Genomic DNA, 13,513 nt, shown 5'->3' on the forward strand with positions numbered 1-13,513 from the left:
CCCCCCCCCCCCCCCCCCCCCCCCCCCCCCCCCCCCCCCCCCCCCCCCCCCCCCCCCCCCCCCCCCCCCCCCCCCCCCCCCCCCCCCCCCCCGGGTCCGGCCCTGCCCGTACCATCGGGCAGCGTGAAGCTGACGATTCTCGGGGGCGGCGGATTCCGGGTCCCCCTCGTGTACGGGGCCCTCCTCGGCGACCACGCGGAGGGCCGCGTCTCCCGGGTGACGCTGTACGACACCGACGCCGGCCGGCTCACCGCCATCGCCCGCGTGCTGGCGGAACAGGCGCGCGGCGTCCCGGACGCCCCCGCCGTCGTCGCCACCACCGAGCTGGACGAGGCCCTGCGCGGCGCGGACTTCGTCTTCTCCGCGATCCGCGTCGGCGGACTGGCCGGACGCGCCGCCGACGAACGGGTGGCCCTGGAGGAGGGCGTGCTCGGCCAGGAGACCGTGGGCGCCGGCGGCATCGCGTACGGGCTGCGCACCGTGCCCGTCGCCCTCGACCTCGCCCGGCGCGTCGCCCGCCTCGCCCCGCACGCCTGGGTCATCAACTTCACCAACCCGGCGGGACTCGTCACCGAGGCCATGTCCCGGCACCTGGGCGACCGGGTCCTCGGGATCTGCGACTCGCCGGTGGGCTTGGGGCGGCGCGCCGCCCGCGCCCTGGGGGCCGACCCGGACCGGGCCTGGATCGACTACGCGGGACTCAACCACCTCGGCTGGCTCCAGGGCCTGTACGTCGACGGGCGGGACGAGCTGCCCCGGCTGCTCGGCGACCCCGCGCTGCTCGACTCCTTCGAGGAGGGCCGCCTCTTCGGCGGCGAACTGCTGCGGTCGCTGGGCGCGATCCCCAACGAGTACCTGCACTACTACTACTTCAACCGCGAGACCGTACGCGCCTACCAGCGGGCCGACCGGACCCGCGGGGCCTTCCTCCGCGACCAGCAGGAGGGCTTCTACGCCCGGATGCGCGAGCCCGGCGCCCCGGCGCTGCCCACGTGGGAGCGCACCCGCGCCGAGCGCGAGGCGACGTACATGGCGGAGAACCGCGACGTCGCGGGGGCCGGGGAGCGGGGGGAGAGCGACCTGGCCTCCGGCGGGTACGAGCAGGTCGCGCTCGCCCTGATGCGGGCCGTCGCCCGCAACGAGCGCACCTGCCTCGTCCTCGACGTCCGCAACCGCACGACGCTCTCGGCCCTGGACGCCGAGGCCGTCGTCGAAGTGCCCTGCCTGGTCGACGCCAACGGGGCCCACCCGGTGGCCGTGTCGCCCCTGCCGGACCACGCGGTCGGTCTCGTCACCGCGGTGAAGGCCGCCGAGCGGGCGGTGCTGGAGGCGGCGGAGAGCGGGTCCCGCGCGGCGGCCGTGCGGGCGTTCGCCCTGCACCCGCTCGTCGACTCCGTGGCGGTGGCCCGCCGCCTGGTCGACCGCTACACCGAGGTCCACCCGCGCCTCGCCTACCTCGACGGGCCCTGAACCGGACCGGCGCTCAGGGCGCGGGCACCGCGCTGGGCGCTCCGTCGGCGGCCCAGCGCGGCGTCGCCCCGGTCACCTGGCAGACCATCAGGAACAGCGGGATCGGCGGGGTGTACGGGGTGAGGCCGTCCGGCGAGTGGATCAGCCGGGGCCGTCCGCCGGGGACCTCGGCGCCCCGCGCGTAGGCCACCTGCTCGGGCCAGTCCAGGTCCAGGTCCGAGCCGGCCGGGACGATCCACCACCAGCGGTCGGTGTCCGCGTAGACGCAGCCGGTGCGCGGCAGATGGGAGATCAGGCGGAATCCGTGCCGGGCGGGCACGCCCACCGCGTCACAGCCCAGGGTGGCCGACATCGCGGGCGGCAGCACCAGCCTCACCGGGCCGCCGCGGGGCCGGGCGGACGGCCGGGGGCGGTACGCCGCGCGCAGCCGCGCCAGCGCGTTCCTCAACACGGGCGCTCCGTCCCGTAGGGCCGTTCCGCTCCGTCGGGCACCTCCGCCCACACGATGCGCCCGGAGGCGTCCTCGGCGTCGTGCGACCCCCAGGCGCTGCTCAGCGCGTCGACCAGGAGCAGGCCGCGGCCGTGCTCGTCGTCGGCGGTGCGGCGCAGCCGGGGGCCGTCGGGCTGGTGGCCCTGGTCCTGCACGGTGATCCGCAGACGCCCGCCGAGGCGGCGCAACTCGCACACCACGCGGGCGCTGGCCGTGTGCACGATCGCGTTGGTCACCAGCTCGGAGACGATGAGCACGGCCGCTTCGTGGGTGTCGTCGGCCACCCGCCACAGGTTCAGCCGGGCCCGCGTCAACTGCCGCGCGGGCGCCACGGACTCGGGGCGCGCGGGCAGCGCGAAGCAGTGCCGGAGCGCCTCCGTACCGGGGCTGAGATCCATGATCCGGGGGATGAGCGCACTGCCAGGTGCCACGACCGATTCCTCACAGTGGGGGCTGCGTCACGCTTCGCTCCCCCGTCGCGCGGGAGCGGGCATGACTGAGCGAACTGGTTCGATGGCCAACTCTCCCCCTGACTCGGACACTTGGCAAGGGGCACTCTGAAATTTCCAGAGTGGCTGTGTCGTTGGGGGCGCACGCATGGCACACTGCACGCAGAACAGCGCACGGGGGAGGTCTGAAGTGAGCGAACCGCGGTCCGCCCCGACCGTGGGCCAGGTCGTCCTCGGCAAGCGCCTGCAGGACCTGCGGGAGCGCGTCGGTCTCAACCGCGACCAGGCGGCGAAGGTGCTCAGGGTCGCCCCCGCGACGATACGCCGCATGGAGACGGCCGAGGTCGGGCTGAAGATCCCCTATGTCCAACTGCTCCTCAAGGCGTACGGGGTCGCCGACCGCGAGGCCGAGGCCTTCGTCGAGCTGGCCGAGGAGGCGAACAAGCCGGGCTGGTGGCAGCGGTTCCACGACGTCCTGCCCGACTGGTTCAGCATGTACGTCAGCCTGGAGGGCGCCGCGAGCCTGCTGCGCATGTACGAGCCGCACTTCGTGCCCGGCCTGCTCCAGACCGAGGACTACGCGCGTTCGGTGATGCGGACCGGGGCGGTCGGCCAGACCAGACCCGAGGACATCGAACGCCATGTGGCGCTGCGGATGGAGCGGCAGTCCCTGCTGGTCAAGGAGGACGCGCCCCGACTGTGGGTGATCATGGACGAGACCGTCCTGCGGCGTCCCGTGGGCAGCGTCGCGGTGATGCGCGCCCAGATCGACAAGCTGCTCGCGGCCACCGAGCTGCCGCATGTCACCCTGCAGATCGCGGAGTTCGCCACCGGCCACCACCCCGGCACCTACGGGCCGTTCGTGCTCTTCCGGTTCGCCGTGCCCGAACTCCCCGACATGGTCTACAGCGAGTACCTGACCGGGGCGGTCTACTTCGACGCCCGTCCCGAGGTGGCGTCCTACCTCGAGGTCATGGACCGCATGGCGGCTCAGGCCGCGACTGCACAACGCACGAAGGAAATCCTCCGGGACTTCCGCAAGGAGCTGTGATGGAGCGCATATACAACGGGATGCCGGCCGGCGACCTCGGCAGCGAGGGCTGGTACAAGCCGTGGAGCGGCGGGAACGGCGGCAACTGCATCGAGGCCATGAAGCTCGCGGACGGCCGGGTGGCGGTGCGCCAGTCCGCCGATCCGGACGGCCCCGCCCTCATCTACTCCAACGGCGAGATCGCCGCGTTCATCCAGGGAGCCAAGGCCGGACAGGCGGATTTCCTTCTCACCTGAGAGCTCCGCCCCCTATTCTGACCGGGCGCGAACGCCCCGCCCCTCCAGGCACGCGGGGTCCCTCCCGGCGGAGTCGTTCGCCGCCCCCGACCCATCCGACCGCCGTCGTGCGGACCCTGACCACGGAGCGCGCCATGACCGGGCAGAATCCCTCCATCGAGATCGACACCAGCAAGCCGCATCCGGCCCGGATGTACGACTGGTTCCTCGGGGGCAAGGACAACTACCCGGTCGACGAGGAGATGGCGCGGCAACTCCTCGCCCTGGACGCACGCGGCCGCGACATGGCGCGGGTCAACCGGGCGTTCATGCACCGGGCCACCCGCTGGCTCGCCGAGAGCGGGGTGCGCCAGTTCCTGGACATCGGCACCGGCATACCCACCGAGCCGAACCTCCACCAGATCGCTCAGGCCGCCGCACCGGACTCGCGCGTCGTCTACTGCGACAACGACCCGATCGTGCTCGCCCACGCGACCGCCCTGCTGCGGTCCACCCCCGAGGGCGCCACCGCCTACCTCCAGGTCGACGCGCGCGAGCCCGACAAGATCCTGGCCGAGGCCGGCGAGCTCCTGGACTTCGGCAAGCCGATCGCCCTGTCGCTGCTGGCCCTGCTGCACTTCATCGACGACGAGGACGGCGCGCGCGAGCTGGTCGACCGGCTCGTGGACAAGCTCCCCTCCGGCAGCTACCTGGTGCTCTCGCACACCACCGGCGACTTCAACCCGGAGGGCGCGGCGCAGGCGCGGGCCATGTACCGGCAGCGCGGGATGACGCTGCGCCCCCGCAGCCGCGCCGAGCTGACCGCCTTCTTCGACGGCCTCGAACTGGTCGAGCCGGGGGTCACGCTCTCCGCCGACTGGCGCCCCGAGCTGGGCGAGGTCGTCGAGACCCCCGGCGACGAGCCGATCCCCGGCTACGCGGGCGTCGCCCGGAAGCCCTGACCCGGCCGCCCCGCCGCGGGGGCGGGCCCGCCGGGCCGGGGCCCCGCCTCCCCGCGTCACAATGGACCCATGTCACGACGCGCCTCCCGGCTCCGGCAGCCCGCCGCCCGCCCGACCAGCTCCGCCGCCCCGTGCCCCTGCGGCCTGCCCGCCGCCTACGCGGAGTGCTGCGGTCGCTTCCACTCCGGCGCGGCGGCCGCTTTGACCTGCGAGGCCCTGATGCGCTCGCGGTACGCGGCCTTCGCCGTGCGGGACGCCGCGTACCTCCTGCGCACCTGGCACCCCGAGACCCGGCCGGCCGCCGTCGACTTCGACCCCGCGATGCGCTGGGTGCGGCTGGAGATCCTGGACACCGCCGAGGGCAGCGCCTTCCACAGCACGGGGACGGTCACCTTCCGCGCCCACTACACCGACGACGGGCGGCCCGACTCCCTCCACGAGCAGAGCCGGTTCGTCCGCCACGAGGGGGCCTGGGTCTACGCGGCGGCCGTCTTCGTCGACTGAGACGGCGGCCGGACGGCCCCGCCCGCTCCGCGTCAGACCAGGGCCCCGGCGCGGGGCGCGCCGGCGGCCTCCGGCGCGGGCGACAGCTCCTGGGCCAGGTCCTCCGCCAGCAGCCGCTTGGCGATCACGTCCACGGTGGCGCGGAGCCGCCGGTCGTCGGGGCGCGCGCCGTCCTCGGCCAGCCGGGCGTTGAGCCAGCGGCCCCAGGCGTCGGAGATCGTCGCCGCCTCGCGCCGGCCCGCCGCGGTGTGCGAGAACAGCCGCCCCTCGCCCGTCAGATATCCCTCGTCCACCATCCGGGCGAAGACGGGCACCAGGACCTCCGGGGGGACGCGGTGCCGGGCCGCGATCAGCCCGAGGCTCGCGTGGCCCACCATGCGGGTGAACAGGTCGACCTGCATCACCGCCCACGCCCCCGCCACGTCCAGACGGGTGTCGGACTCCGCGACGATCCGCCGGACCGTGTCCCGCCCGGCGGAGCGCAGGACGGCGGCCACCGAGACCTCGAGGAGCCTGGCCGAGTCCCCGGTGCCCGGCTGGGCGAAGCCCTCGCCCATGTCCGTCGACCCGAGCCGCGCGGAGTCCCGCAGCGGGACCTCCTTCAGGAACAGGGCGACGACGAACCCGATCAGCGCCACGGGGACCGTCCACAGGAACACCGTGTGCAGGGTGTCCGCGTACGCCTGGGCCAGCGGCTCCGCCTGGGCGGCGGGCAGCGCGTGCAGCGCCTGCGGGCTCTGCGAGGCCCCGGCCAGCGTGGCGGGGTCGCCGCCCGCCGCGACCGCGCGGGCCACGCCGTCGGTGAGGTTGGGCTTCAGGGCGTTGGCGTAGATCGTGCCGAACACCGCCGTGCCGAAGGCGCTGCCGAGCGTGCGGAAGAACGTCACGCCCGAGGTCGCCGTGCCCAGGTCCGCGTAGTCCACGGTGTTCTGGACGGCGATCGTCAGCACCTGCATGGCCAGGCCGATGCCGAGCCCCAGCACCACCATGTACAGCGACTCCACCCACACCCCGCTCCGCGGCCCCATCCGGGACAGGAGGAACAGGCCGGCGGCCATGACCAGGGTGCCGACGACGGGGAAGAGGCGGTAGCGGCCGGTCTTGCTCACCACGTTGCCGCTGAAGATCGACGCGACCAGCAGGCCGACCACCAGCGGCAGCGTCCGCACGCCCGAGAGCGTCGCCGAGTCCCCGTCCACGTACTGGAGGTAGGTCGGCAGAAAGATCATCGAGCCGAGCATCGCGAAGCCCACGATGAAGCTGAGGACCGAGCAGACCGTGAACACCGGGTTGCGGAACAGCCGCATCGGCAGCATCGGTTCGCGGGCCCGCGTCTCCACCCGGCAGAACAGCGCCAGGGCGACCAGTCCGCCGGCGAAGAGCCCGATGATCATGGGCGAGCCCCAGGCGTACTCGTTGCCGCCCCAGCTCGTCGCCAGGATCAGCGCGCTCGCCCCCGCGGTGACCAGCGCGATGCCCGCGTAGTCGATGACGGGCCGGCCCGCCGCCTTCACCGACGGGATGTTGCGGGCGGCGGCGACGACCACGACGACGGCGATCGGCACGTTGACGTAGAACGCCCAGCGCCACGTCAGATGGTCGGTGAACAGACCGCCGAGCAGCGGTCCGATCACCGTGGAGATGCCGAAGACCGCCCCGATCGCGCCCTGGTACTTGCCCCGCTCGCGCAGCGGGATCACGTCCGCGATCAGCGCCATCGAGGTGACCATGAGGCCGCCCGCGCCGATGCCCTGCATACCGCGCCAGATGATCAGCAGCAGCATGTCCGAGGCGAGCCCGCACAGGAACGACCCCGTGATGAAGACGACCGCCGAGACCTGGAAGACCAGCTTGCGCCCGAACTGGTCGCCGAACTTGCCGACCAGGACGGTCGCCACCGTCTCCGCCAGCAGGTACGCCGTGACCACCCACGACATGTGGGCGGCGCCCCCGAGGTCCGAGACGATCGTCGGCAGGGCCGTGCCCACGATGGTCTGGTCCAGCGCCGCCAGCAACATGCCCAGCACGATCGTCGCGAAGACGATGTTGCGGCGGCGCCGGTCCAGGACGGGCGGCGGCGGGGCGGCACTCTGCGCGGCGGGGGCTTGCTCGCTGGCAGTGGTCACGTCAGCACCCTCGCACCGGCCCCCGCCGCCCGCATGTGGGGTGGGGCCGGACGGGGGCGCGCGCACCGCCCGCCGGGACCGTCACCTCATCGGATGTGCCGCCCCGAGATCGCCCGCGCGATGACCAGGCGCTGGATCTCGCTGGTCCCCTCGAAGATCGTGTAGATCTTCGCGTCGCGGTACATCCGCTCCACCGGGTGCTCCCGGCTGTACCCCGCGCCGCCGAGGATCTGGACGGCCTTCTCCGTCGCGGCGACCGCCAGCTCGCCGGCCCGCAGCTTGGACATGGAGCCCTGGCCCGCGTCGAACGTCCGGTCGTTGCGGGCCATCCAGGCGGCCTGCCAGATCAGCAGGCGCACCGCCTCGATCTCGGTGCGCAGGTCCGCCAGCGCGAACGCGATCGACTGGTTCTCGATGATCGGCCTGCCGAACGCCTCGCGCTCGCCGGCGTACTCCAGGGCGTACTCGTACGCGGCCCGCGCGATGCCCAGCGCCTGCGCGGCGACGGTCGGGCGGCTGACCTCGAAGGTCGCCATGGCCGCCTGGCCCTTGGCCGGGCCGCCCTCGCGGGCCCGTGCCAGACGGGCGTCCAGCCGCTCCTTTCCGCCGAGCAGGCAGTGGCCCGGCACCCGCACGTCGTCCAGGAAGAGGTCCGCGGTGTGCGAGGCGCGCAGCCCCAGCTTCTTGACGGTGCGCCCCGCGGTGAGGCCCTTCGTGCCGGGCGGCACGATGAACGCGGCCTGCCCGCGCGAGCCGAGCGAGGGGTCGACCGAGGCGACGACGACGTGGACGCGGGCGATCCCGCCGTTGGTGATCCACGCCTTCTGCCCGGAGAGCACCCACGCGTCGGCCGCCGCGTCGTAGCGCGCCCGCGTCGTCATCGCGGAGACGTCGGAGCCGGCCTGGGGCTCGGAGACGCAGAACGCGGCGACCTGCGGGTCGTCCTCGTCGCCGTAGCACTGCGGCACCCACTCGGCGAGCTGGTCGGGGGTGCCGGCGGCGAAGATCCCGGCGACCGCCAGCGAGGTGCCGAAGAGGGCCATGCCGATGCCCGCGTCGCCCCAGAACAGCTCCTCGTTGGCGATCTGGAGCGACAGCCCGGTCGGGTCCCCGTACAGGTCGGCCAGGGTTTCGAACCCGTACAGGCCGATCCGCGCGGCTTCCTGGATGACGGGCCAGGGGGTCTCCTCCCGAGCGTCCCACTCGGCGGCGGCGGGGCGGACCACCCGAGCGGCGAAGCCGTGCACCCAGTCGCGCAGCTCCTGCTGCTCCTCGGTCAGAGCCAGTGAGAAGAAGCCCATGGCTCAGCCCTTCGGGATGTCGAAGTAGCGGGTGAGCCCGGAGGCCAGGGCGACGTCTCCGACCACCTTGAGCTTGCGCGTCATGAACATGGTCACCGGATTGCCGTTGCCGGAGACGAGCTTGAGGAACGCCGCGTCGTCCATCACCAGCGTGGTGCGGGGCTCGGCCTCCGAGCGGCCCGCCGCCACCTCGCACGTGCCGTCGGCTATCGCGGTCTCGTAGACGACCTCGCTCTCGCCGGTGATCTTCCAGCGGATCAGGGCCGTGAGCGGCCCGGCCGCCTCGGGCCGGAACTGCTGCCCCATCCGGCCGAAGACCGCGCCGAGCACGCGGGCGCGCAGCTCGCCGCGCATGACCTCGGCGATCCGGTGGGCGGGCAGGCCCTTGACGATCCGGGCGAACTCCTCGGGCGAGACGGCCGCGAAGTCGAGCCCGGCCAGGTCGTCGGAGAGGCCGCCGCCACTGGTTCCGTCCATGCCGTTTCCTTACTCCAGAGTAAACTTACTTTTGGGTAAGGTAAGGGGGGTGGCGGCGCGCCGCAAGCGTCCCGCGCGGACGCGGTCAGAAAGGCGATCCGGGCAGCACGGCCAACCGCGGATGGCGGGCGCACAGCACCTTGTTGGCCCGCGCCAGCTCGGAGAGGGCGGCCTCGCGGTCGGCCCGGTCCTCGTCGCCGAGCAGCGGGCCGCGGAAGCGGCGGACCTCCCGCGCCGCGCAGGCGGCGTCGATCTCCGCCTGGAGGACGTGCGGCGGAATGCACGAACCGATCAGCGCGGCGACCCGGTCCGGGATCGGCACGGGGACGAGCAGGTGCGAGGCGGTCATGGGGCGTTACCTCTCGGACGGCCGCCCGGTGGGCGGTGCGGGGTCCTGCCGCCGGACGAGCGGCAGGCTCCCTCCTGTGTACGGGACGTGGTTCCGGGGTTCTCGTCGGATACGTCTCCGTGCCGCAACCGTCGCGGACTGACCGCCCATGTCGCTTTACCCATCGGTAAGTTGCGCCGCCGCGCCGAACGTGCTTGGCGTCAGAGGGATGTGCGGGTGGAACGGGAGCGCAGGCGCGTCGCCCGCAGCACCGCCTCGGTGGCGAAGCGGCTCTCCGGATCGACGAGTTGGTCACCGAAGATGGTCTCCAGGCTGCGCATCCGGTACCGCACGGTCTGCGGGTGGACGTCGAGCAGCGCGCCCATCTGCGCCGCCGTCCCGCGGGTGTCGAGCCAGATCCGCAGCGTCTCGATCAGCCGCTCGCGCCGCGTGGCGCTGATCCCCGCCACCGCCGCCAGCTCCCGCCGGGCCAACTGGTCGAGCAGGGCGGGGTCGGAGAGCAGCCACAACGTGACGAGGTGGTCCTCGCAGTGGATGAGCGGGGCGTCGTCGACCACGCCCGTGTCGACGAGCTCCAGCACCCGGCGGGCCCAGCGGATCGAGTCGCCGGCCAGCGCCGTGGGGACGGTCAGCCCGACCGCCGCACGGGTGGTCGGCAGGGCCTGCGCCAGCATGGATCTTCGTGCCTCGTCCATCGGGCCGGGCACCAGCAGGTGCGGCTGCGGGGCGCTGAGGTCCACCAGGACGTCCCGGTCCGTGCTCATCCGGTCCAGCTCCGCGGGGGCGCGGGCTGCGACCAGGGTCACCTCCTCGGGGAGCGCCCAGCCGACCTGCTCGCTCAGGTCGGCGATGGCGCTGCGCGGGGTCGGGCGGCCGGCGAGGATCAGGTGGAGGAGGCGCCGGCGCAGCGCCTCGCTGTGCTCGCCGGACTGCGACTGCACCTCCAGATAACCCTCGCGGGAGAGCGCCTCCAACTCGTCGACGTAGGTGAACAGGGCGTCGGCGAAGCTCAGCATCAGACTGGGGGAGAGGTGGTAGCTCTGCCCGACCTTCTTCGCCCGTCGCAGCGCCACCCGCGCGCCCAGCCGGTACGCCCCCTGGAGGGCGTCCATGCCGCGGCCCTCGTACGCCTCGAAGCGCCCGAAGCGCCGGCACATGTCGTCCCGGAGCGTGGTGGGGGCGGAGGGCTCGGCCACCAGGTCGACGAAGGAGGAGAGGCTCTGCTCCACCCCCACCCGGATGGCCTGCCCGTTCGGTCCGTCGAGCAGCCGGGCGTATTCCGGAAAGGCGCGCGTCACCTCGACGCCGATTTCCTTGATGAGGCTGGGAAGTTCCGGTCGCATGATCGCCGCGAATTCCTGCGGGAGCGGCCCCAGCGGATCGTCGGTATCCAACGGCTGTATGAGATGTCCCATGGCAAGTCCCCTTGCTCTCGGCGCCCGGTGGTGGGGTGAGGCGGTGGGGGGAAAGCGCTCCCACGAACCGACAGGTGCGTACCAAGTCCGCGACGAAGATAGACCAAGGAATCGAGGCTGCCCACCACTTGGACACGATCGAAGTGAACGGGGCGCACGCCCTGGGCGCACGGGGCGACTTCCGCGCAGGTCGGACCGTACTGCTCGCTTTCGGACAATGGATTTCGGCCGCGTACGCAGAGGGCGACAACAAAGGGCCGCCGCCGCCCCGCGTGGGCGCGGCGGCTCCCCGGCGGTATGCGCCGGGCATCCGCGCGTGCGGGCGACTCACCACGGCCCCCGGCCCCCGGAGGTTCCCCGCCGGCACGGATTTCGGCCGCCGGTCCGGCGCGGGCGCGGTCCGGCGGACGGAGGGGGAAGAGGTCCGCGCGACCTCGCCGGCGGCGGGGTCCGGGGGTGCGCGCCGCATACGGGGCGACGCCGCCGCCCCGTAATTCCTGGCCCGATGATGCGCATTCCTTGATAAAGGGGCGGGGGTGCGCTGCTCAGGTTCGGATCAAAAAAGACCGACGGCAAAAGATCTTAGACGGACGGATTGTGCCGCCCGGTTTCCCGCGAGTAACATCACGCCTCGGTCAATTCGGTCACGAAATCTGCCCGAAATTTGATGCTCAGATCTTCCGCCCCCCGGACCCACCCGAGGCTCCATCGCCATCGACGGCCGCGCCGCGGTGCGGGCATGTGTTGCAGAACCGGTCAACTTCGTGCACGAGGCCGCGCCACGGCGGCCGACAGAGGGGACGACATGAGATCCGTTTCGAGGCGAACCCGCACAGGAGTGCTCGCGGCGTTCACGGCATTCAGCGCTCTGCTCTCCACCGGCTCGGCCACCGCCGCGACCCAGCTCAACGGCGACTGGGCGCCGTTCGACCGCTGCCCGGTCGACGCGCCCGCCATGCTGGCCGCGGACGGCGTCGACACCATCGCCACCTGTATCGCGTCCAGTTCGGCCACCGGCTCCATCACGTTGGGCAAGAGCCGGGTCACCACCGGCGAGACCGACCTCCAACTCGGCGTGATCCAGCGCAGCGACGGCACCACCTCGCTGGTGGCCCCGCCGGAGGGGGCGCTGACCGCCGACCCGGCCGAAATCCCCGGCGGACTGCTCGGGCTGATGTGCCCCAGCGGAATTCCCTTCGTCTCGGCGATCTGCCGCCAGTTGACGGACAACAATCTCAACCGGGTGACGGCCACCATCGAACCGGCCGGAGCGCCGCGCGACTTCAATATGAGCGCGGCATTCTCCACCGGCGTCCCCATTCTCACCATCCCGGTGCGCATCCATCTCAAGAACCCGTTCCTCGGCGACAAGTGCTACATCGGGACCACCGCCGACCCGGTGCTGCTGAAGCCGCAGAACGCGACGGCCCCGACCCTCTCGCTCCAGCGGTTCGCCGCGGACGGCACGCGCGACGGCGAGGGCGACGAGGGCGAGATGGGGCGCTACACCTTCGACGGCGCGGACCAGGCCGATGCGGCGTTCGCCGTGCCCGGCGCCGGCGGATGCGGCGCGGGACTGCTGGACTGGGCGGTCAACCTCAAGACCGGCCTCCCGTCCGCCGCCGGGAAGAACGGTGTCACGCTCGACGACACCTCGACCTACTTCGGCAGCCCCTACGACCCCGCCGGCCTCGCGCCGAACGAGGGCAGGAAGCTGTCGGAATTCTGGCACTCCGCCAAGCGGTAGGCCTCCCGACCGACACCAGGAGGTGGTGCGCGAGCAGTCCACCCTCACCCCCACGCCCACCACGGATCGGCGCGAAAGCCTCCTCGCTGCCACCGAGCGGTCCCGCCACGGCGGGCCGTCCCCGGAGACGAGCCGCTTTCCGGGGGCGCTCGGCAGCGACGCGGCCACCGGCGCTCCGCACCGGCACAGCAGCGGACGCGCCGGCACCAGTCACGTTCAGTCGCATCCCCCAAGGGACGAGAAAAGGGAGTCATCCATGTTCAAGCGAACCGGTGTCCTCACCGCGATCGGTGCCGCCGCGGCATCCGTCGTCCTGGCCGCCCCCTCGGCCGTCGCCGCGCCGACGAGCTGGACGATCACGCCGACCGGCGCGTTCACCGGCAGCGCCGGCGTGACCGTGCTGACGGACAACAACGGCAACAAGATCCAGTGCGCCACCTCCAAGGCGTCCGGCTCCGCCCCGACCTCCCCGGTCGCCGGCAGCCCGGCCCAGCTCGCGTCCATCTCGGCGATCTCGTTCAACTCGCCGTGCACCGGGCCGTTCAGCTCGACGTGGACGGTCACCACCACGCCGCCGTGGCAGATCTGGGGCCACGACTACGCGGCGGGCGCCGGCACCAACTCCACCGGCCAGACGACCGGTGAGATCAGAACGATCAAGGCGAAGGTGTCCGGGAGCAGCGTCCTCGGCCCCTGCGCCTTCGACGTCACCGGCAAGGTCGCGGCGAAGTACAACAACCCGACCGCCGGCGGAAGCAACGGCACGCTGAACACGGCGGGCGGCGGGCTCACGCTCACCATCGCCAACAAGGTCGGCGGCGGCTGCGGGATCGTCGGCGCCACGGCCAGCTTCCAGGGCCTGTACACCATCGTGAACACCGCGACGGGCAAGTCCCCGGTCATCAGCGGCTGATCCGCGGCCGCTGACCAACCGCACGTGAGCGTGGTGCCCGGCCG

At 72.8% G+C, this 13,513-nt stretch carries 14 protein-coding genes; 7 read left to right on the forward strand and 7 right to left on the reverse strand.

Annotated elements, in window-relative coordinates:
• Positions 1 to 123 precede the first annotated feature (123 nt).
• Positions 124 to 1,470: a 6-phospho-beta-glucosidase gene (locus ACZ6EJ_RS00005; RefSeq protein ID WP_469263211.1), complete on the forward strand. Its 1,347-nt coding sequence runs from the start codon at positions 124 to 126 to the stop codon at positions 1,468 to 1,470.
• Positions 1,471 to 1,483: 13 nt separating this feature from the next.
• Here the strand turns inward: ACZ6EJ_RS00005 and ACZ6EJ_RS00010 are convergent, their stop codons facing one another.
• Entirely contained in the window at positions 1,484 to 1,921 is a 438-nt protein-coding gene (locus ACZ6EJ_RS00010; protein ID WP_469263212.1) for a hypothetical protein, read from the reverse strand.
• Positions 1,915 to 2,391 (reverse strand): ATP-binding protein, encoded by a 477-nt coding sequence (locus ACZ6EJ_RS00015; RefSeq protein WP_469263213.1) that lies wholly within the window; start codon positions 2,389 to 2,391, stop codon positions 1,915 to 1,917. The genes ACZ6EJ_RS00010 and ACZ6EJ_RS00015 overlap by 7 nt, the downstream gene beginning before the upstream one ends.
• A gap of 208 nt (positions 2,392 to 2,599) precedes the next feature.
• Here ACZ6EJ_RS00015 and ACZ6EJ_RS00020 point away from each other — a divergent pair, with 208 nt between their 5' ends.
• The 4 genes from ACZ6EJ_RS00020 (at position 2,600) to ACZ6EJ_RS00035 (ending at position 5,141) form a co-directional block, all read left to right on the forward strand.
• Positions 2,600 to 3,460 carry a helix-turn-helix domain-containing protein gene (locus ACZ6EJ_RS00020; RefSeq protein WP_469263214.1) on the forward strand — a complete coding sequence of 287 codons (861 nt, stop codon included), beginning with the start codon at positions 2,600 to 2,602 and terminating at the stop codon, positions 3,458 to 3,460.
• Positions 3,460 to 3,696, forward strand: a complete 237-nt coding sequence (locus tag ACZ6EJ_RS00025; RefSeq protein ID WP_469263216.1) for a DUF397 domain-containing protein — start codon at positions 3,460 to 3,462, stop codon at positions 3,694 to 3,696. The genes ACZ6EJ_RS00020 and ACZ6EJ_RS00025 overlap by 1 nt, the downstream gene beginning before the upstream one ends.
• A gap of 134 nt (positions 3,697 to 3,830) precedes the next feature.
• Positions 3,831 to 4,637 (forward strand): SAM-dependent methyltransferase, encoded by an 807-nt coding sequence (locus tag ACZ6EJ_RS00030; protein ID WP_469263217.1) that lies wholly within the window; start codon positions 3,831 to 3,833, stop codon positions 4,635 to 4,637.
• A 69-nt stretch (positions 4,638 to 4,706) separates the two neighbouring features.
• Positions 4,707 to 5,141: a YchJ family protein gene (locus tag ACZ6EJ_RS00035; RefSeq protein WP_469263218.1), complete on the forward strand. Its 435-nt coding sequence runs from the start codon at positions 4,707 to 4,709 to the stop codon at positions 5,139 to 5,141.
• A gap of 32 nt (positions 5,142 to 5,173) precedes the next feature.
• Here ACZ6EJ_RS00035 and ACZ6EJ_RS00040 read toward each other — a convergent pair whose 3' ends face one another.
• The 5 genes from ACZ6EJ_RS00040 to ACZ6EJ_RS00060 form a co-directional block, all read right to left on the reverse strand.
• Positions 5,174 to 7,267, reverse strand: coding sequence for an MDR family MFS transporter (locus ACZ6EJ_RS00040; RefSeq protein ID WP_469263219.1), 2,094 nt, complete (start codon positions 7,265 to 7,267; stop codon positions 5,174 to 5,176).
• A gap of 86 nt (positions 7,268 to 7,353) precedes the next feature.
• Positions 7,354 to 8,568, reverse strand: coding sequence for an acyl-CoA dehydrogenase family protein (locus ACZ6EJ_RS00045; RefSeq protein WP_469263220.1), 1,215 nt, complete (start codon positions 8,566 to 8,568; stop codon positions 7,354 to 7,356).
• 3 nt (positions 8,569 to 8,571) lie between these two features.
• Complete coding sequence (locus ACZ6EJ_RS00050; protein WP_469263222.1) at positions 8,572 to 9,045, reverse strand: SCP2 sterol-binding domain-containing protein; 474 nt, start codon at positions 9,043 to 9,045, stop codon at positions 8,572 to 8,574.
• Positions 9,046 to 9,130: 85 nt separating this feature from the next.
• The gene (locus ACZ6EJ_RS00055; RefSeq protein ID WP_469263224.1) at positions 9,131 to 9,394 is read right to left on the reverse strand and encodes a hypothetical protein; all 264 of its coding nucleotides are present in this window, start codon (positions 9,392 to 9,394) and stop codon (positions 9,131 to 9,133) included.
• Between the two features lie 200 nt (positions 9,395 to 9,594).
• Entirely contained in the window at positions 9,595 to 10,809 is a 1,215-nt protein-coding gene (locus ACZ6EJ_RS00060; protein WP_469263226.1) for a PucR-like N-terminal domain-containing protein, read from the reverse strand.
• 805 nt (positions 10,810 to 11,614) lie between these two features.
• Between ACZ6EJ_RS00060 and ACZ6EJ_RS00065 the strand changes: the two genes are divergently transcribed.
• Together ACZ6EJ_RS00065 and ACZ6EJ_RS00070 are read left to right on the forward strand one after the other, a co-directional pair.
• Positions 11,615 to 12,556, forward strand: a complete 942-nt coding sequence (locus ACZ6EJ_RS00065) for a hypothetical protein (protein WP_469263228.1) — start codon at positions 11,615 to 11,617, stop codon at positions 12,554 to 12,556.
• A gap of 256 nt (positions 12,557 to 12,812) precedes the next feature.
• Positions 12,813 to 13,469: a hypothetical protein gene (locus tag ACZ6EJ_RS00070; protein WP_469263229.1), complete on the forward strand. Its 657-nt coding sequence runs from the start codon at positions 12,813 to 12,815 to the stop codon at positions 13,467 to 13,469.
• Positions 13,470 to 13,513: the final 44 nt, after the last annotated feature.

The organism is Streptomyces sp. NPDC041970, assembly GCF_055588985.1.